This window comes from Gilvimarinus sp. F26214L, assembly GCF_054401055.1.
In genome coordinates this window covers 1-19,394 of the sequence record NZ_JBTIYG010000019.1, presented here as the reverse complement: position 1 = coordinate 19,394, position 19,394 = coordinate 1, and the positions used below count along the sequence as shown (strand labels likewise).

General features: G+C 53.0%; 15 protein-coding genes. All 15 read left to right on the top strand.

All coding sequences use genetic code 11. The features are described from left to right. The first annotated feature begins 1 nt into the window (after position 1). The 15 genes from ACURWW_RS16130 to ACURWW_RS16060 all read left to right on the top strand — a co-directional run bounded on the left by ACURWW_RS16130 (position 2) and on the right by ACURWW_RS16060 (position 19,209). Positions 2-442 (top strand): low molecular weight protein-tyrosine-phosphatase, encoded by a 441-nt coding sequence (locus ACURWW_RS16130; RefSeq protein WP_445617939.1) that lies wholly within the window; start codon positions 2-4, stop codon positions 440-442. Between the two features lie 8 nt (positions 443-450). After that, the gene (locus ACURWW_RS16125) at positions 451-2,646 is read left to right on the top strand and encodes a polysaccharide biosynthesis tyrosine autokinase (protein WP_445617938.1); all 2,196 of its coding nucleotides are present in this window, start codon (positions 451-453) and stop codon (positions 2,644-2,646) included. A gap of 20 nt (positions 2,647-2,666) precedes the next feature. Continuing rightward, the gene (wecB, locus tag ACURWW_RS16120) at positions 2,667-3,842 is read left to right on the top strand and encodes a non-hydrolyzing UDP-N-acetylglucosamine 2-epimerase (protein WP_445617937.1); all 1,176 of its coding nucleotides are present in this window, start codon (positions 2,667-2,669) and stop codon (positions 3,840-3,842) included. A 5-nt stretch (positions 3,843-3,847) separates the two neighbouring features. Further along, positions 3,848-5,149 carry a UDP-N-acetyl-D-mannosamine dehydrogenase gene (gene wecC / locus ACURWW_RS16115; RefSeq protein WP_445617936.1) on the top strand — a complete coding sequence of 434 codons (1,302 nt, stop codon included), beginning with the start codon at positions 3,848-3,850 and terminating at the stop codon, positions 5,147-5,149. A 281-nt stretch (positions 5,150-5,430) separates the two neighbouring features. Then, complete coding sequence (locus tag ACURWW_RS16110) at positions 5,431-6,972, top strand: hypothetical protein (protein ID WP_445617935.1); 1,542 nt, start codon at positions 5,431-5,433, stop codon at positions 6,970-6,972. 138 nt (positions 6,973-7,110) lie between these two features. Further along, positions 7,111-7,869 carry an SDR family NAD(P)-dependent oxidoreductase gene (locus ACURWW_RS16105; protein ID WP_445617934.1) on the top strand — a complete coding sequence of 253 codons (759 nt, stop codon included), beginning with the start codon at positions 7,111-7,113 and terminating at the stop codon, positions 7,867-7,869. Between the two features lie 62 nt (positions 7,870-7,931). Beyond that, on the top strand, positions 7,932-9,671 hold the full coding sequence (locus ACURWW_RS16100; RefSeq protein WP_445617933.1) for a thiamine pyrophosphate-binding protein: 1,740 nt from the start codon (positions 7,932-7,934) through the stop codon (positions 9,669-9,671). Between the two features lie 4 nt (positions 9,672-9,675). After that, positions 9,676-10,725 carry a polysaccharide pyruvyl transferase family protein gene (locus ACURWW_RS16095; RefSeq protein WP_445617932.1) on the top strand — a complete coding sequence of 350 codons (1,050 nt, stop codon included), beginning with the start codon at positions 9,676-9,678 and terminating at the stop codon, positions 10,723-10,725. Then, positions 10,725-11,732 carry a glycosyltransferase family 2 protein gene (locus tag ACURWW_RS16090; protein WP_445617931.1) on the top strand — a complete coding sequence of 336 codons (1,008 nt, stop codon included), beginning with the start codon at positions 10,725-10,727 and terminating at the stop codon, positions 11,730-11,732. Before ACURWW_RS16095 ends, ACURWW_RS16090 begins: the two co-directional genes overlap by 1 nt. Before the next feature lie 2 nt (positions 11,733-11,734). Then, positions 11,735-12,592 (top strand): glycosyltransferase, encoded by an 858-nt coding sequence (locus tag ACURWW_RS16085; protein WP_445617930.1) that lies wholly within the window; start codon positions 11,735-11,737, stop codon positions 12,590-12,592. A gap of 277 nt (positions 12,593-12,869) precedes the next feature. Beyond that, positions 12,870-14,027, top strand: a complete 1,158-nt coding sequence (locus tag ACURWW_RS16080; RefSeq protein WP_445617929.1) for a glycosyltransferase — start codon at positions 12,870-12,872, stop codon at positions 14,025-14,027. 86 nt (positions 14,028-14,113) lie between these two features. Then, positions 14,114-15,418 carry a VpsF family polysaccharide biosynthesis protein gene (locus ACURWW_RS16075; protein ID WP_445617928.1) on the top strand — a complete coding sequence of 435 codons (1,305 nt, stop codon included), beginning with the start codon at positions 14,114-14,116 and terminating at the stop codon, positions 15,416-15,418. Between the two features lie 540 nt (positions 15,419-15,958). Next, positions 15,959-16,696, top strand: a complete 738-nt coding sequence (locus ACURWW_RS16070) for a WecB/TagA/CpsF family glycosyltransferase (protein ID WP_445617927.1) — start codon at positions 15,959-15,961, stop codon at positions 16,694-16,696. 128 nt (positions 16,697-16,824) lie between these two features. Beyond that, complete coding sequence (gene cysC / locus ACURWW_RS16065) at positions 16,825-17,433, top strand: adenylyl-sulfate kinase (protein ID WP_445617926.1); 609 nt, start codon at positions 16,825-16,827, stop codon at positions 17,431-17,433. Positions 17,434-17,442: 9 nt separating this feature from the next. Continuing rightward, positions 17,443-19,209: an SLC13 family permease gene (locus ACURWW_RS16060; protein ID WP_445617925.1), complete on the top strand. Its 1,767-nt coding sequence runs from the start codon at positions 17,443-17,445 to the stop codon at positions 19,207-19,209. The last annotated feature ends 185 nt before the right edge of the window (positions 19,210-19,394 follow it).

Sequence of the window (19,394 nt, the reverse complement as noted above, 5' to 3'; positions counted from 1 at the left end):
CATGGTGTTTAACAACATCCTCGTGGTCTGCGTCGGCAACATCTGCCGCAGCCCCATGGCGGAGTACCTGCTTCGATACAAACTCGATAAGGGCGCCGTCACCATTGCCTCGGCCGGAACCGGCGCTTTGGTGGGCAAACCGGCGGACGCGACGGCGCAGTCTATACTGCAGGAGCAGGGCCTGGACCTGAGCCCGCACCGCGCGCAGCAAATAAGCGCCGACCTGCTCGGCAAGGCCGACCTGGTACTGGCCATGTCGGACGGGCAACTGGATTACCTCTACAGCCTCGCACCCCAGGTGCGGGGCCGCGCGTTTCTGCTGGGCAAGTGGATAGGGAGCCGGACCATTCCCGACCCCTATCGCCAGCAGCGGCCGGCCTTTGAACACGCATACGAATTGATCGACCAGGCAACGGACGCCTGGCTGAAATACTTGGGATAAACACAATCATGTCGGACATCAACGCCAACCCTGCCACCTTCCCGGACGATGACGAAATCGACCTGCTCGCCCTCGCGGGAACTTTGTGGGACAGTCGCTGGCTGATCATTGCGGTAACGGCAGTATTCGCCTGCATCGGCGTGGCCTACGCGCTGTTTGCCACACCCATCTACGAGGCCACTTCGCTGATACAGGTGGAGGAGAAGCAGGCCGGCCTGCCGGGCATGGACGAAATCTCCAGCCTGATGGGCACCGCCTCCAAATCCACAACCGAAATCGAGATCATCAAAAGCCGCACCGTGCTCGGCAAGGTGGTGGACGAGCTGAACCTCGACATCTTTGTGCAGCCCAACTACTTCCCACTTGTCGGCAAGGCAATGGCCAACCGCGCGCCCGCCGGTGAACTTGCAGAACCGGTATTCGGCGAAGGCTATGCCTGGGGCGGCGAAAAGCTCAGCGTCACTCGCTTTGATGTCCCGGAATGGGAAGTGGGGCTCCCCTTCGAGCTGAAAACCACCACCGGCGGCTGGGCGCTGTTCAATGAAGCGGGCGAGCAAGTCCTCCAGGGGCGCGCCAACACGCCCGCAAGCTCCGAATCCTATCGGGTAATGATCACTGAGCTGCGCGCGCGCCCCGGCACCACCTTCACACTGATCAAAAAGCGCCGCTACAACACTATTGCTGATCTGCAGGCCGCCATCTCCGCCAGCGAAAAAGGCAAGGACTCCGGCATCATCGCGCTCACCTACGAACACCCCTATCCCAAAACGGCGGTCGCCATCCTGGATGCACTGGGCAAGCATTACGTCCGCCAGAACGTGGAGCGCAACAGCGCCGAAGCGGCCCAGTCCCTGGAGTTTCTCCAGTCCAAGCTGCCGGACATCAAAACCGACCTGGAGGCGGCGGAAGGAGAGCTCAATCGCTACCAGGTCACAGCCGAAACCATCGACATCACCGCCGAGGCTCAGGCCCTTCTGGAGCAAGTGGTGGAACTGGAAAAACGCATCTCCGAACTGGACATCCAGCGCGCGGAGATCGAGCAGCGCTTTCGTCCCACCCACCCGAGGTACCTGGCCTGGGCCTCACAGATGGCCGAACTCAAGGAGCGCCGCGCAGAGCTGGACCGCCGTATTGGCGACCTGCCCCAAACCCAGCAGGAACTGGTGCGCCTGCGCCGGGACGTGGAAGTGGGCAATGAGATCTACCTGCAAATGCTCGCCAACGTCCAACAGCTCAACATCGCCCGCGCGGGCACCGTGGGCAATGTGCGCGTGGTGGACAGTGCAGCAGTGGACGTAACCAGCCCCGTCAAACCCAAGAGGAAACTCATCGCCGCCATCGCAACCCTGTTGGGGGGCTTTATCGCGGTGGCTGCCGTTCTGCTCCGCGCCGCCCTGAACCGTGGAGTGGAAAACTCGGAAGAGATCGAAAAGCTCGGCCTCCCGGTCTACGCCAGCATTCCACTGTCCAACAGCGAAGGGGCACTGGACAAGAAAATTGCTCGCGGCAAGTACGAGGATGGCTCCCGGGTTCTCGCGGTCGCCAACCCCGCGGACCTCGCCATCGAAGGCCTGCGCAGCCTGCGCACCAGTCTCCATTTCGGGATGATGGACGCAACCAACAACATCCTGATGATCACCGGCCCCAGCCCTGATGTCGGCAAAACTTTCACCTCCGTAAACCTGGCAGCCGTCATGGCCCAGGCGGACAAAAAAGTTCTGCTGATCGACGCGGACATGCGCAAGGGCACCAGCCACAAACTGTTCCGCATCGCCAATCAGGAGGGGCTCTCCGACCTGTTGGCCGGCACAGCCTCCATTGATGAAGTGACCCACCGCACCGAAGCCGAGAACCTCCACTTTATCTCCCGCGGTACGGTCCCGCCCAATCCATCCGAATTACTCATGGGCAGCCGCTTTACTGAGCTGCTCACCCAGGCCACCGCCAACTACGACCTGGTGATCATCGATACACCGCCAGTCCTGGCCGTCACGGACGCTGCTGTAATAGGCCGCCACGCGGGCACCACCATGCTGGTGTCCCGGTTTGGACTCAACCCGGCCAAAGAGATTGAGCTCACCAAGCAACGCTTCGAACATAACGGAGTAACAGTGAAAGGGGTGATCTTCAACGCAGTGGTGAAAAAATCCTCTGCCTATAATTACGGCTACTACAACTACGCCTACGCCGCTGACCAGGCCTGAGCTCAGAGAAGGCAAAAACAATGACTCCGCTCAAAACCCTCTGTATCTTCGGCACCCGCCCCGAGGCCATCAAAATGGCCCAGCTTGCAATCAAGTTGGAGTCAGACGGGCGCTTCAACTCCAAGGTATGCGTGACCGGGCAACACCGGGAAATGCTGGACCAGGTCCTCGACCTGTTCGGCATCGAGCCCGACTACGACCTCAATATCATGCGACCTGGCCAGGACCTTACCGACGTGACCACGGCCATCCTCCAGGGCCTCAAAGCTGTACTCGCGGATTTCAAGCCGGACATCGTCCTGGTTCATGGCGATACTGCCACCACCTTCGCCGCTACGCTGGCAGCCTACTACCAGCAAATACCCGTGGGCCACGTGGAAGCAGGCCTGCGCACCAACAACATTTATTCCCCATGGCCCGAAGAGGCCAATCGCAAACTAACCAGCACACTGGCCGTCCTGCACTTTGCACCCACCGCCACGTCCCGCGACAACCTGATCCGCGAAGGTGTTGCGCCAGAGGCAATCCACATCACCGGCAACACCGTTGTGGACACCTTGCTGCAAGTGGCCGAGCAAGTCACCCAGGACGCAACACTGCGGACGCAGTTCGAACAAACTTTCGATTTTTTGCCCACCGACGCCAGATCCATCCTTGTGACCGGGCACCGCAGGGAGAGCTTCGGTGGCGGCTTCGAGCGGATCTGCCAGGCTCTCGCTCAGACTGCCAAACAACACCCGGATGTTCACTTCGTTTACCCGGTACACCTCAACCCCAACGTGCAAGAGCCGGTAAATCGCCTGTTAAAGGAAGTTGATAACATCCACCTTATCGAACCCCTCGATTATCTGCCCTTCGTCTACCTGATGAACCGCGCCGACATTATCCTCACGGACTCTGGCGGCATTCAGGAAGAGGCCCCATCACTGGGTAAACCCGTCCTCGTTATGCGCGATACCACCGAGCGGCCGGAAGCCGTGGAAGCAGGGACCGTCAAACTGGTCGGCACCGACGTACAAGCCATCACAGATTCGCTGAACACTCTGCTCACCAGCCGAGATGCCTACAACAAAATGGCCTTCGCCCATAACCCTTACGGGGATGGCGAGGCCTGCAACCGCATCCTCATGGCCCTGCTGGCCTGGCAGGCGCGCAAGCAGTCAATCCAGCCCACAAGCGTCGAGGCCGTCCACTAATACCCATGAAGAACGCATCCATAAAGTTCAATACCATCTCCGTCATAGGCCTGGGCTATATCGGCTTGCCCACCGCCGCCGTATTCGCATCTCGCAAAATCAAAGTGATTGGCGTGGACGTGAATCAACACGCCGTGGACACCATCAACAAGGGCGAGATCCACATCGTGGAGCCAGACCTGGACATGGTGGTCCACGCCGCAGTGGTGGAAGGCTACCTCAGTGCAACCACCCAGCCGAAACCCGCCCAGGCCTTCCTCATCGCTGTACCGACCCCTTTCAAAAACAAAGGCCAAGGCGGCACCAAAGAGCCGAACCTCAGCTACATCGAGAACGCAGCCAAATCCATCGCCCCGGTGCTGGAGCGTGGCAACCTCGTGATACTGGAGTCCACTTCCCCCGTAGGCGCCACCGAGCAAGTGGCCCAATGGCTCGCCGAAGCCCGCCCGGACCTGACCTTTCCCCAAACCCATGGGGAAGAGTCCGACATCCGCATCGCCCACTGCCCGGAGCGCGTACTACCAGGCCACGTACTCCGCGAGCTGGTCCAGAATGACCGGGTAATCGGCGGCATGACCCCCAAGTGCTCGCAAGCCGCCTGCGCACTTTACGAAACCTTCCTTGAAGGCGAGTGCGTCGTCACCAACGCCCGCACCGCAGAAATGTGCAAGCTCACCGAGAACAGCTTCCGCGACGTCAACATTGCTTTTGCCAACGAGCTCTCCATCATCTGCGACCAGCTGGACATCAACGTATGGGAACTGATCCGCCTGGCCAACCGCCATCCGCGGGTGAACATCCTGCAACCCGGCCCCGGTGTGGGAGGCCACTGCATTGCGGTGGATCCTTGGTTCATCGTCAGTAGCGCGCCTGATCATGCCAAACTGATTCGCACTGCACGTGAAGTGAATGACAGTAAGCCACAATGGGTCATCGACCAGGTAAAACTGGCCGTCGCTAACTACTTGCAGGAAAACCCCACCAAAACTGCCAAAGACGTCACCATTGCCTGCTACGGCCTGACCTTCAAGGCAAACATTGACGACTTGCGCGAAAGCCCGGCACTGGCAATTGCTCAAAAGATCGCAGCGGATCACCCGGGGCCCGTGCTGGCGGTAGAACCGAATATCAACGCACTGGCGAAAAAGCTGGAGCGCCACTTGCAGCTGGTCAATCTGGCAGCAGCCAACGAACAAGCCGACATAAAACTGATTCTGGTCGACCACCGCGAGTTCAAGAACATGACAATCCAGATGCGGAAGGGGCAGGAGGTACTGGATACCCGCGGCGTTTTGGAGGCGTGCTGAATATCACGATTGTGTGCACCGGCTATGTAGGCCCGTCCAATGACGTGCTGCTGGTCCAGTACAACAACACAAGGTAGTAGGCACTTCTGAGTGGCGGTGAAGTCGAGCTCCGACAGCTTTTTACAACTCCCGTGTCATCCGCGATCTGGCCAAATTCGAGCAGATCAGCGATGTGATTATCGCCAACTACCGCTCAGACGCCCTGGTATGTGGAAGACAAGGTGTATACCCGTGAGTTGTTTGGTAGTGATTAAGTCGGGTCAACAGACAAAAGAGCATCCATGACCTCAGAACGAAACAAGCGAATAGCCAAAAACACGCTGATGCTCTACTTCCGTCAGCTGTTGATCCTGTTCGTCAGCCTCTACACAGTCCGCATTGTTCTGGACCAACTAGGTGTAGAGGATTACGGGATCTACGGCGCAGTAGGCGGTCTAGTGGCCCTCAGCGCCTTCCTCCCGGGCTCCTTGGCTCAGGCAACGCAGCGCTTCTTTTCATTCGCCTTGGGTGAGCAAAACAACGAGCGCTTGGCAAAGACTTTCTCCGTCAATCTCACGCTGTACGCCTCGGTCGCATTAATAGCCTTTGTTGCTCTGCAAACCATCGGCCTCTGGTTTGTGAATACCGAACTGTCTGTGCCGGAAGGCCGATCTGAGGCGGCAAAAGCACTCTATCAGTACGTAACGCTCACGTTTCTGGTCAATGTAATCACCAGTCCCTTCATGGCCATCATCATGGCACATGAAGACATGAAGCTATACGCCTACATTTCGATTCTTGAGGCGTTTATGAAGCTGGGTGTGGTGTTCCTTCTGCAGTACATAACATGGGACAAGCTCGAACTCTATGGCCTTCTGGTGCTGTGTGTCGGCATTGTAAACGCCGTGCTCTATATCGGGATCTGCCTTTACCGGTACGAAGAATGCCAGTTGAGAAAGTTCTACTGGGATTCAGCCTTACTGAAAGAAATTATTGGCTTTACTGGTTGGACCGTTTTTGGGCAAATCACGACTGTTGCTCGCACACATGCGATTACTTTGCTTTTGAACCAAAATTTTAGCCCCGCGATAGTTGCTGCAAGAGCCATATCTGTTCAAATTGCTAGTCAGGTGAATATCTTCTCGAGTAACTTTAACGCTAGCTTGTATCCGCCAATTATCAAAAGTTATGCAGCCGATAAAAGAGACGAAATGCTCGAGCTTGTAGTTGGTGGCTCAAAGATAACGTTCTATTTGCTTTGGGTGTTTGCCCTTCCCATGATGCTTCAGATGGAGCTGGTCCTCGGGTTGTGGCTAACAAAAGTCCCTGAAGAAGCTTCGTTTTTTGCACAGTTATCCCTAATTGAAGGTTTAATGCTCGCCGTCGCGCTACCCCTAACAGTTGCAGCTCGAGCTCCGGGTAAGATGAAGCGTTACGAGTTGACCCTCGGATCGATTCAGATAGGATTGTTCTTATCTGCCTGGTTCATTGTTAGTCTCGGCGCGCCCGCCTATAGCGTTTTTGTCGTTGCAATACTGGCTAATGTTGTTATGTTCTTTGTCAGATTAGTTTTGCTGAAAGAGCTTATTGATTTTCCAGTTATCTATTATCTGAGGTTTTCGGTATTTCCAGTCGCGTTAGTGGTTCTGCTGACGCTATTTCCAGTGCATGTCCTGTCTCAGTCTTTTAATGAAGGCTTCGTTCAGTTTTCCGTCGTTACGCTGGCTTCCTTTTCCTGGACAACTATCGTCATGTACCGGATAGGTTTGGACGAAAAGTGGAGAGGAGTTCTTAAAGAAAAGTTGCTATCCAAGTTTATGTTTCGTCGAGTAGTTTGGTTTTAGAGTCGAAGGGTTATGGTTCGCTTGGCTATTGAGTTGATTTCGAAGATTAAGAGTGTAGCCGCCAGGGTAAGAGCGTCAGCGAGAGCTGCATCTGAGGCATACAAATTCGGTGGCGTCCTTCCATGCTCGATAACGAGTGTGGATTATGGAAACCTTCTTGAAGGAAAGAACATAATAATTACCGGCGGAAGTTCTGGGATCGGATTCGCTTTAGCTAAAAAATGCGTGGAACTTGGAGCCTCCGTAATAATCACTGGTCGCGACCAATCTAAACTTGATCAGGCTGTAACGGCGGTTGGCAGTCAACATTTGATAGCTGTGAACTGGGATGTGAGCAATATGGCTTTGATCGACAGCAAGCTGAGCCTTTGCAGAAGCCATTTGGGCGGCGAGATAGATGTGCTAGTGAATAATGCGGGAGTTCTCGAGACAACAGGGTTCATAGAAGTTGCGGAAGAGCAATGGGATAGGGTGTATGCTACGAACTCTAAAGGTCTCTTTTTCTTGACTCAGGCAGTTTGTCGCCAATGGATCCAGAAGGGGAAGGGTTACAAGCAACGAAAAGTGATCAACATTTCGTCCCAAGGAGGATTTGTTGGTGCGACGTACCCTTATAGAATGAGTAAGTGGGACGTTGCCGGTTTAACTCAGGGGCTGGGGCTTAAGCTGATTGGGGATGGCATCATAGTGAACGGCATCGCCCCTGGTATCGTAGCGACGGCAATGCAGCCCGCCTCTGAGAAGCAGAAAAATAATATTTATTGTCGACACAATCCTGTAAAAAGGTATGCACTGCCAGAGGAGATAGCGGAACTGGCGGTTTTTCTAATCAGTGATGCTTCGAATTTCATTATTGGACAAACTATCGTTTGTGATGGTGGGTTTTCAATAGGATAAAACTTGATATCGGTAAAGGTTCAAGGTTTTCTTCGATTGCCGACTTTTGACCTGAGGGTTCTATGGGCAGTTATTATACGGATGAACAAAACGTATTGATAATAATTAGCTTATTGAAAGCTAATGGATTACGGAAAATTGTTGCCTCACCTGGCGCAACAAATGTGACATTTGTTGCTAGTGTTCAACATGATCCGTTTTTCGAGGTCTACTCTGCTGTAGATGAACGTTCTGCTGCTTACATGGCATGCGGATTGGCTCATGAGTCTGGCGAACCTGTTGTTATTAGCTGTACTGGCGCTACCTCATCTCAGAATTTCACACCGGGCCTTATCGAAGCCTATTACCGCAAACTGCCGGTGCTAGCCATTACATCAACGCAGCTTGTGGCGAAAGTGGGACACCATGTTGCACAGGTGACCGATCGTAGCAATTTGCCTAACGATACTCAGCGGATAAGTCTTGAACTCCCCATCGTAAAGGACGACGACGACTGGTGGGAATGCGAAGTCAAAGTCAACCAAGCTATCCTTGAACTCAAGCGTGGCGGCGGTGGCCCTGTTCATATCAACCTGCCTACCCGTTACAGCCGTTCGTATGACACCAAAACTCTGCCAATTTGTCGTGTGATGAATCGATTCACCGTAGGCGACCAACTGCCGGAACTGAAAGGCAGGGTTGCAGTATTTGTTGGTGCCCACCGTCCTTTCAGACCGGAAGAATCGGAAGCGCTTGATTGCTTCTGCAGCAGCAATAACGCGGTCGTATTCTGTGATCATACGAGTTCGTACAGAGGCAAATACCGGCTGCAGTACTCCCTTGCAGCCAGTCAGGACCAGATGGATCTGGAGTCCGACAAGCCAGATGTGACTATCCATATCGGTGAAGTGACCGGGGACTACGCGGGCATGAGTATGGTCGGCACAGAAGTCTGGCGCGTTAGCGAAGACGGAGAGATTCGAGACACGTTCCGAAAGCTTCGTTATGTGTTCGAAATGGATGAAAGAACTTTCTTCGAGCGCTATACGGACGCCTCCAAAGCTCCCTCCGATCGGTACCTGAAACATTGCCAGGCCCGCCTGAAGGATGTGCAGCAAGGAGTTCCGGATGTCCCGTTCTCCAACATCTGGGTAGCACAACAGACAGCGCACAAACTTCCTGAAGGCTCAGTTGTCCATTTTGGCATTCTGAACAGTCTGCGTTCCTGGAACTTCTTTGAATTGCCGGAGACGGTTACCTCCATGTCTAACGTGGGTGGCTTTGGCATCGATGGCGGGCTCTCGAGCTTGCTCGGGGCGTCGCTTGCCAATCCGAACAAACTTTACTTCGGCATCGTCGGAGATCTGGCTTTTTTCTACGACATGAATGCGCTTGGCAACCGCCATGTAGGTAGCAACCTCCGCATCATGATCATCAATAACGGAAAAGGCACCGAGTTCCGTCAATACAACCACCTAGCGGCACACTTCGGTGACCGAGCGGATGAGTTTATTTCCGCATCAGGCCACTATGGCAACAAGTCTCCGACATTGGTCAAGCATTACGCCCAGGATCTGGGCTTCAAGTATATCAGCGCATCATCGAAGGCAGATTATGAAGCGATGTATCGCGAGTTTCTGGCTCAGGACGCTGGTGGTCGGTCCTTGGTGTTTGAGGTTTTTACGGATAGTGAGGAAGAGAGTCGTGCGTTGGAGATGATCAGAAATATCAAGAGAGACCCCAAGAGAAATACAAAAGCGGCGGCTCGACGTGTTCTGGGTGATCGGTCAGTCAACGCCATAAAGAGAATCCTTAAGAGTTGATCCTGTGAATAGACCATTGAACGCCCACTGCCTAATTGTAACCCTGTGTAGATCCCCAAACTTTGGTGCTTATTTGCAAGCCTTCGCCTTAAAGGAAGTGCTTGCGGGCTATGGCTATAAGGTAAGTTTTCTAGATATCTACGATGAGGCTAACAATAAGAAAAGGCTTCAGTTCTTCTTCCGCGGCTGGAAGCGCAGACCTTTTACTATACTTTTTAACATCCGAAAGCTTCTTGCGTTCAGGAGCGCAGAAAAACTTCTCAGTATTATCCCCAGAGGCGAGCTATCGCAATTTCGGGCAGTTTTCATCGGCTCAGATGAGATCTGGAGCGTTACCAATGGTACATTCAATAGCGTCCCGGAATTTTTTGGCTTGAACTTGGGTGACCTTCTTACGTTCTCCTACGCTCCTAGTGTTGGTAATTCATCTGTTGAAGATATGAGGATGCACCCCGAGTTTGTGAAAGGTTTGAACAAGCTGGATATGCTTAGCGTTAGGGATGGTGAGTCGTACGAGGTGGCAACGAAAGCGGCCCGGCGTGACGATGTGACGTTGGTGTTGGACCCCACATTCTTGCATGACTTCTCTTCCAACGAAGAAAAGTTTGATGTTGGTTGCCGTTACCTTCTTGTATACACCTATGGGTTCTCTGACGACGATGCCAGAGCGGTTAAGGCTTACGCCCGCCAGCATGGTCTGAAGGTTATTTCGGCCGGATTTAACCACCGTTGGGTGGACCGAAACATTTCATGCAATCCGTTTGAGTTCCTGTCATTGGTCAAGGCCGCTGAGTGTGTGATTACTGACACATTTCATGGTTCGATTTTCGCTATCAAGTACCAGAGAAACTTTATCAGCTGTGGGCGGCATAAGAATAAAGTCAAATACCTTCTTGAATCCTTGGGTCTTGAAGATTCTCTGGTTGACGCGGGGCGCTTGGTTGAGGGTCGTTTGATAGAAACGGATTACTCACGTCTCAAAGCCAAATTGGCGCCTTTGATTTCCGATAGTCGTGAGTATCTGGAACGCTGCAACGATATGGTTAGGGGTTGATGGAACGCCAAGCAAAAGTGTCCATAATCGTCCCAGTATTCAATGCCGGCGAAAAGTTGGTTCCCAGTATCGAATCACTGGTCAGCCAGACCTTACAAGATCTTGAGATTATCCTAGTCAATGACGCCTCGACCGATCACTCTGGAACCGTAATCGATCAACTGGCCCAGGAGAAAAGCAACATCGTCCCGGTACATCTTCCCGAAAACAAAGGTGTGCATGAGGCGCGGTTGGCTGGCCTCAAAATGTCGACCGCGCCCTGGATCGGGTTTTTGGATGCCGACGATTTCGCACGACCTACCATGTTTGCCACGTTGTATTCGGCAGCAGTCGAGAACGATGTTGATATTGTCGTTTGCGGCTCGGATAGGGTTACAGAGGAACGGAGAGTCGTTGCACCCAAGTTGCGGTTCAGAAGATCCGAGAAAGTTGAAAGAAGGGTGTTGGAACGGTTCTGCGAGTTCGAGTTCGGGACAGGTATGCTATGGAATAAATTGTTTAAGCGCGCGATTATCGAGCCATGGTTCGATCTTCATTTTCCGTGGCGACAGAGTATCAATGAAGATCTTCTGTTGAATATTGGTTGCTTTCATCGCGCCAAGTCCGTGTTCCTGCTGCGCGATACTCTCCACGAGTACGTGCTTTCTAGTAGTAGCGTAACGAATACTATGGAGAAGGGTTGGGCCTATGTCGAAATATTTAGAGCTTATGCGCTTGCGATAACGTTCTATCAGCACTTGGGGACGCATGTGCTGGCCAGTATCATTGAAATGTACCGTACACAACTGGGTTGGGAATGCTACCAGTTGCCGAATGCTGACGATCTGACAAAGTACAGAGATAAGTTGGAAGAGGCAACATGTTTGCTGTTTCAGAAAGACCCCTTCGTCCTCTCGGCTATCTCTGCACGGCAACGACCCGCGGTAGGTGCCAAGTTGGCACTTAGGTCCCTTTATACTGCAATGAGTATCACTGTGAAGAGAACCTTCAGGAAAGGCATAGGATAGGTATGGCTCTTATTGTGACCTTAACATCTACTTCGGAACGCCTGGATGTCCTGCGGCATACCCTAATTTCCCTTTCGGATCAAAGCTACAAGCCGGACCGGATAGTTGTTTGCATATCAAAGAAGCCTTATCTCTTGGATGCAGGCATAAAGAAGCTGCCCCCTTGGCTGGCAGCAATGGTCGAGGATAGTGCAGTAGAGATTAACTGGGTAGAAAACACCGGGCCCTACAGAAAGCTGCTACCGATTTACCGACAAGCCACAGCTGACGACTGGATAGTAACCTGCGACGACGACGTTATATATGGCGCACATTGGCTCTCATCCCTAGTGAGGTCAGGCAAAGCAAACCCGACGGCGATCGTTTGCGGTAGGGCGCGTCGCCCAACGAAGAACCCCTGGAACGTACGACAGAGTTACATGCATTGGCCGCTTGTTCCCGGCGGGACGACAGGCAAGGACCTTCTGCCACTTGGTGTTGCTGGCGTGCTGTATCGGAAACCGCTCTTGGATCATTGCATCATGTTTAGCGATGATTTCAAGAGGTTGGCGCCGAAACAGGACGATCTCTGGTTCAACCTGGCTCGCCAGGTCGCGGATACAGACGTGGTAGTTTCACCGGAGGCCGAAAAATTTGTATATCCCATAGAAACACCAAGTACGCTATCAGTCAACAATGCCCGAACGAGATCAGCCGACTGGGATAGGTTTCTCAGAGCAGTTTATGATCGTCTAGTTTACAAGCTCAAAGGGTTCATGGGTTTGTCTATTTGTGAAAACGATCTTGCTTTGAAGCGACTTGATGCCTACCGTAAAAGCCTGGGGAAACCATCAATGACCCCTGGTGCCGCTCAGTTGTAACCTCTTAGGAAAACCATGGGCTGGATATGCCGTACGACCCTACTTGCCGATCCTTCCGGCGGAACAGGTTGTTCGCGATTACTGATTGAGTGAGCTACTGGATGGTGAGGAGATTTCGAGTATTTGACGTCGACCCGATGATTGACAACAAGAACAACTCTCGCCGCTGGAGTTCGTGATAGATCGGGTGACCAGCAGGTAACCTCAGCGCTATAGAACACTTGCCCAGTATCTCGAGACATACCGACGCAACTCACCTAAGCACTTTTAAGTTCATATGAACAGAACGACGATTCTACACATCTGCTCTGATTACCCACATCCCGGTAGTGAAAGAAGCACAAAAGCCGTTCATAATTTGATTCAGGCCACCCCGGAGTTCGAGCATATTGTAGTTTCAATGGAGCGAACGAGCGTTTCAAACAGGATTCAGAAAATTAGAGACAATCTAGTTGTCTATAGATATTTCGGGTTGCCAAGAGGGTTCGCTTTCGAGTGTTTGGCGTACTTGCATGCTTTCGTTATAAGTCGAAAGCTCCTAAGGCAGAAGGTTACATTCGACGTTATTCATGGGCACAAGCTCAGCACTGACGGAATGGTCGCATATTACCTTTCCGAGATCCTTGCGAAGCCCTATTTGATAACTATTAGAGGATATACCGATAGTAGACATGCAAACTACTTCTACACGTACAAACCACTGCTCAAGAAGATAGCTCAGTCCGCCGGCTGTGTTCTCACAGTGTCGCCTTGGTCTACCGCTACAATAAGCTCCAGTTTAAACTTGCAACCCGGACTGTCGGTTGAACCATTTCCGAACATTGTGGACTTGACAAGCTATCTAGCAGAAGTCGCCGACAATGGAAGGTATTTTTCGGTTTTCAATACAGGCGATTTCAAAAACAAAGGGTTTGTCGAGCTAGTTCAAGCCGTTCATATGGTAAAAATCCTTGGAGTCGACATCAAAGTCGATGTGTTCGGGAGGATCGACGACCGTAGCTACTCGTTTCTAGTCCGACGGATTCAGAGTATGGGGTTAGAGTCATCATTCAGGTTCAAAGGTTTAGTGAGTAATAATGAGTTGCTACAATCAGCACATGAATATAGAGCTATGGTTCTCCCGAGTAAAGTTGAAACGTTTGGAATGGTTTACACTGAATCTCTTCTTTCTGGGTGCCCGATTATCTACAGCAGAGATACCGGTGTGTCAGGTTTCTTAGATGAAGATCTGAGTTATGCGATTGCAGTGAATCCGAAGGATCCCAGTACCATAGCTAAGGCGCTGCTAACGATTGATAGCACACACTTGTCGTCCAAAAGAAAGCTCGCGTCAGATCTAAAGGGCGGAAAGCTGGATCATCTAAAGAAGGCGGATATAATCGCAACGTACCGGAGGTGTATCGCGGGAGTGCTCAACCGAAATCTTTTAGCATAAGTTTCTTGGACCAACGGTTCTATCTCGACAAACGATCTAGTATGTCTTCGCGGTGTTTCAATGAAAAAATGTGGTACTGGTAGTAAGTGAACTCGAGATCCGGCTTAAGCGTTTCCTTATCAACATTTTGTTACGGCCTGCTGGCGATCTCCGTATCAATGCGTTTGACTCTGGGTAGCTCACTTTTAGATAATTATTTCCCATATTCGTTCGAAGGTGGAGTTCCACTAGTAAAAGTTCATCCTGGTACATGGTTCCTCCTTTTTGGGGTTTTGCTCATTATTACGACACGCGGTCCTAGTAGGTTCTGTAGTGATGTATTCTTTAAGAACAGGAGTATTGGGCTGACGCTCACGATTTTAACCGTGGTGCTACTGTACTCTGTAGCGTCTTGGGGGGTCGGTGGCATTGCGGTGTTGGTTGATAATTATTTTTACTCAATCCTATGTGTTTACCTGGCGATGCACCTTAAAGATCGACACGCATACCGGTTAACGTTCTTCATAATTTTCATAATCCTTGTGAATTGCTTAATCGCAGTTGTTGAGTATATTTCTCGGCGTCACCTCATACCGAACCCTGTCACCGGAACAGTCTTTTTCCGGGCAAATGCGTTGATGGCTCACCCTTTGAACAACGCGCTTATCGCTTTGCCGGTCGGACTGTCAGCCTTACTTCTTCCTGTGAGATCGGGGTACCGTTACTTGATTTCAGGTATTGTGTTTCTGGCTTTGCTAGCGTTTGCCGCGCGAGCTTCGTTGGCTGTTTATTGCTTTTTCTCGGCTATCATTATTTGGACCCTCGGGTTTCATAAACGTCGATCATCGAGGTCATTCTTTGGCTATCTATTCTTTGCGTCATTGCTTTCGATGGCGTTTTTAGTGTTGGTCTACTTCGTGACCTTCTATACGAGTTACGGTGGTGGGATTTCCTCAAGGCTTCAGTTTGATGACTCGGCTTACACTCGAATAGAGTCGTTGCTCTTTTTCGCCCGTCTTGACTTATCTTCATATTTCTTTGGTTCCGGACCAGCTGGGTTTCGCTACCTTACAGAGAGATACTCTGATGCCAAGATTATTGAGAATTTCTGGATACAAATGATAGGAATATATGGAGTTCCAGTCTTTTTCTTAATGTGTTACGGCTTTGCGAGGGTGTTTAAGGGGCTGCTTTCCGATAGTTCGTTACAAGTTAAGATGGTTTTTGTCTCGTTTTTTTTGGCGGCCAGTTCGAATAACTCACTGATCGTGAAGACGCCTGCTTTAGCAGTTATTATGTTGATTATTGTCTTGATTAATAAAGTGGCAAGAAGGCCCTGTCATACAAAACATAGTAGGCGTAGGATGCGTGAGCGGGCTGATGAAGCTGGGGGCCAACCAGTGATGTTGTGAGGCGCTTTATTCCGAAAGAACGGTTGTCTGCCATCGCTTTGCTCGCTCTTGCCAATAGCGCGGGAGCTACGATGACTTCATGTGCATGAGTTGGAAAAAGAAGCGGTGAATTCTGTTGATTGATCCATGGCAAATCAGTAGTCAGCAGAGACGATACATCGCGTGAATGATGGTATTATTTTCGAGCTGAAGACACCAGCCAAGATCTACTGAACGAAGTGCTCATACAATGAGCCCGGGAGCTTCTGGCCATAAGTGTAGTGGCCGGAAGTACAGGTGCTGCTGGAGCCAGTCCAAAGGACCTTACTTGGCGAAGAAGCTGGAGAGTTGTCAGCCATGCGTCGCTAACGCGTCGGTCATGCATTCGACGGGTGTTTCATGCCTTTCGTGTGTTTGTTTAAACCGAGGGCAACCTTCAAATCAGGGTGACTTAACGCGCTGTTGGTGTGTCATCGATGTGTCATACGGTTTGCTTTTACATTAGCCTCCAGTTCGACATACTCGTGTTTCAAATGAATCGGAACCGGATCGAAATAAGCCATGCAACGAATTGAACTGCTCGGTTGCTCCATGGATGTGGCGAGCATGAGTGAAACCATTAACAGAATTGAAGTCGCATTACTAGAAGGACGCTTCACTCAGCATGTAGTTATCAACGTCGCCAAGCTGGTCAACATGCGCAAGGATCCAGAGCTGGACGCGTCCGTGCGCGGGTGCGACATCATTAACATCGACGGGATGGGCGTGGTCCTGGGGGCTCGTTTGTTGGGGCATCAGGTGCCGGAGAGGGTTGCGGGCGTGGACCTGTTTCATGCCTTGCTGGCCATGAGCGCGCAAAAGGGATATTCCGTGTTTTTGCTGGGAGCAAGGGCCGAAGTGGTATCTGCCACTGCTGAGAGGGTTCAAGCGATGTACCCTGGGTTGCGGATCGCTGGTTACCACCACGGCTACTTCTGGGATGACGAAGAGGCGATGGTGGAGAAGGTTCGAGCGTCCGGCGCGCAGCTTTTGTTTGTGGCCATTACTTCTCCCAGGAAGGAGAATTTTATCAGCAAATGGCGCGATCAGTTGGGCGTTACATTTGTTATGGGCGTGGGTGGCACGTTTGATGTGGTGGCTGGCAAGGTAAAGCGCGCACCGTTGTGGATGCAGAAATGGGGCCTGGAGTGGTTTTACCGCGTGCTCCAGGAACCCAGACGAATGTGGAAACGTTACCTGGTGACAAACATTCAGTTCGCGTGGCTGCTGCTCAAGGCAAAATTGGGAATCATTCGTTAGCAGGCCTGCATTCCCGATGATCGCCCAATTGGCGTAAGGGCGCGTTGGGCCCGGCGACACGCCTTGATTGCACGGATATTGCTTAAAGCCAAGCTGGACTTTAACCAGTAACCATCGAGGGCGTCCTTGTGCCATCCAATGTTATCTGGCAAGAATGCAAAATCACCCGTGCCGATCGTGCTCGGGTCAAAGACCAGAAGCCGTGTCTCCTCTGGTTTACGGGATTGAGTGGTTCCGGCAAATCTACGATTGCCAACGCTCTCGACGTGGCTTTGCACCGGCGTGGCTATCACACATTTCTTCTTGATGGCGACAATGTCCGCCATGGGCTGAATCGCGATCTCGGATTCTCCGACGATGATCGGGTCGAGAATATTCGGCGCATTGGTGAAGTTTGCAAACTCTTTGCAGATGCGGGTTTGATTGTCTTGAGTGCCTTCATCTCTCCATTCAGCGGTGACCGCAGGATGGTGCGCAAGCTGTTTCCCGCGGGGGAGTTCATTGAGGTGTTCATGGAGACGCCGCTGGCCACCTGCGAGGAGCGGGACTCAAAAGGCTTGTATGGCCGCGCCAGGGCAGGGGAGATCCGTAACTTTACCGGTATTGATTCCCCTTACGAGCAACCGAAACGCCCGGAAATACGCCTGAACACCGCGGAGCTGTCCGTCGACGGCTGCGTCGATCGGTTGTTGACCTATCTGATCCAACGAGAGCTGATTACCGCCCGGGAGCCCTAGGGGACTTTGATGGGCGGTGACGCGATTCTGACACTGTCGGTTCTCGGCTTCGTTCTCACCACCCTGGTACTCACGCGGGTGTCCGCGGACCTGGTCCTCATGGCCGCATTGGTGGTGCTGCTGGTTGCGGGGGTACTGACGCCAGTGGCCGCTCTGGTCGGTTTTGCCAACCCCGGCGTCATTACCATCGCCACCCTCTACATTGTCGCCGCCGGGTTGAAGGAAACCGGCGCGGTTCAATGGATCGCCCGCATGCTGCTGGGCCACCCCACCTCCGAACGCCACGCCCAGTTCCGCCTGCTGGCCCCCACGGGCATTCTCAGCGCCTTCATGAACAACACGGCCGTGGTGGCCATGTTCATTCCCGCCGTCCAGGACTGGGCCCAGCGCCTGGGTACCTCTGCTTCCAAACTCCTCCTTCCTCTCAGTTATGCCGCCATTCTCGGGGGCACCTGCACGCTCATTGGCACCAGTACCAACCTGGTGGTGGATGGTTTGCTGCAAAGCCAGTTGGATATTCAGCTCGGGCTGTTCGAGGTGGCCTGGGTGGGTGTTCCGCTGCTGCTGGTGGGCGGGGCGTTTCTGGTGTTGTTCGCGCCGCGTTTGCTGCCGGACCGCGGAGGGCTGAGTGAGGAGCTGGACCAGGTGCGCGAGTATGGGGTGGAAGTGGAGGTCATGGAAGGCGGGCCGCTGGTGGGCAAGACCATTGCCGAAGCGGGCCTACGGGCGCTGACCTATGGCTACCTGACGGAGATCGATCGGGCAGGGCGCCTGCTAACGGCGGTGGGGCCGGAGTGGGTGCTGGAGGCGCGGGACAAGTTGTATTTTGTGGGCGCGCCCGAATGCGCCAGCGAGCTGCGCCGCATTCAGGGCTTGAAGCCCGCCAACGGCAGTGTGCATAAGCTGGCGGTGGAAAATCACCAGCGCTGCCTGGTAGAGGTGGTGCTGGGGCCGGAGTTTCCGCACCTGGGCAAGACCATTCGCGACAGCCGGTTTCGTACCCGTTTCAATGCGGTGATTTTGTCCCTCTCACGTGGCGGAAAACGGGTGCCGGGCAAGCTGGGGGACATCACCTTCAAGATGGGGGACACGCTGCTGCTGGAGACCGGCCAGCAGTTTGTGGAGCAGTATCGCTTCCGGCGAGACTTTTTGCTGGTCAGTGCGCTGAACGATTCCACTCCGCCCGATTTCAGCAAGGCGCCCCGGGCTCTTGTGATTCTGTTGTTGATGGTGGCCGCCAGTGCCTCGGGCCTGTTGCAGATTATCGAAGCGGCGTTCGTTGCAGCGGGCCTGATGATTATGACCGGGTGCATTACCGCAAGCCGCGCCCGCCGCAGTGTGGATCTACCGGTGCTGGTGGTCATTGCCGCTTCTTTTGCGCTGGGTAACGCCATGACCATCACCGGCGCCGCCGCCTGGATGGCCGATGGGCTGCTGGGCCTGGCGGCAACACCGCTGCTGGCCTTGATCGTGGTGTACGTGTTGACGGCGGTATTCACGGAGGTGATTACCAACAACGCAGCGGCCGTGCTCATGTTTCCCATCGCCCTGGCGGTGTCCGAGCGGCTGGATGTCAACTTTCTTCCCTTTGCCATTGCGGTGATGATGGCCGCGTCCGCGAGCTTTGTTACTCCCCTTGGCTATCAAACCAACCTGATGGTGTATGGGCCGGGCCGGTACCGGTTTACGGATTACATGAAAATTGGCTTGCCCTTGAGCCTTCTGGTTGGGGTGGTTGCCATTAGCGTGATTCCGTTGGTGTGGCCCTTTGGGTGATCGGATGGCTCGACAATGTTGGGTTACGGCCTGCGGCCTAACCCAACCTACGGAATGCGCGCGCCTGTGTAGGTTGGGTTAGCGAAGCGTAACCCAACATTGCGGGTCTATCCAGCGTCAACTATCGTGGCCGGTTCAGCGTCAATTAACTTGGCCGGTTGATGCTGAACCTATGATCCCTTCTT